We start from the raw sequence: 739 nt of genomic DNA, 5'->3' as shown, positions 1-739 counted from the left end.
TGTCAACTTGGCATCAAGCGTGCCACCAGCTTCAATCGTGCCGTAAACAGCATCATAAGTGCGCGTGATTATTACAGGATCATCAACATATTCCGATGTGTCTGTATCTCCTATTTGAGCCACCCCTGCACCCAAAATATCACCAGATGTAGTCTCAATGCGTGTTGTCGTCTCAATCTTGGTTGTTTCGGTTAAATCACGCCCCTCATTGAGCAGCGTATCACCCTGCATCTAAATGTTGCCATTAGCAGCAATTAAACTGTAGCTATTACGGATATCGCCGGCATGAACCGTGAGATGACGTCCTACTAAAATCTGTGCAGCATTATTAGTAAAATGAGGCTGCTGCTGACTAACCGTCGTTGTAACTCTGGTAGTTGTGGTAGTTGTATCAACAAGAAACCACCCATCTGTTTCGGTATGTGATGTTTCATAGACATTGCGATTCACCACTTTATCGCTAACTTCGACCCCACCTTCGCGCATGTTGATAAGCGCTGAGACATCGAAGGTCATATCGCCTGACACGGCTTCTAAAAGACCCGAGCTGTTGATCACATGACCAGCCCGCTCTCCACTTAAACCACGGATGATGAGATTGTCTTCAGCAATGACATCGGCAAACTTATTGATAAAATCCCCATCCAAGGAGAAAATGGCAGATTTCTTGGCATAAATCAGCCCACTATTACTCAGATCAGCGCTCACATTGAGCGCAACCCCATCACCCCTTGAGCCA

The 739-nt window shown here is 46.0% G+C and carries 1 pseudogene; it reads right to left on the bottom strand.

The features are described from left to right. Nucleotides 1-739 (bottom strand): annotated as a pseudogene (locus tag ACFIKU_RS10025) (hypothetical protein); the annotation flags it as partial.

Origin of the sequence: Bartonella sp. CM120XJJH (assembly GCF_042194715.1) — a bacterium.
In the GTDB taxonomy this organism is placed as follows: domain Bacteria; phylum Pseudomonadota; class Alphaproteobacteria; order Rhizobiales; family Rhizobiaceae; genus Bartonella.
Note: the sequence above shows the minus strand (reverse complement) of the source record. Positions and strands in the feature narration are given on the sequence as shown.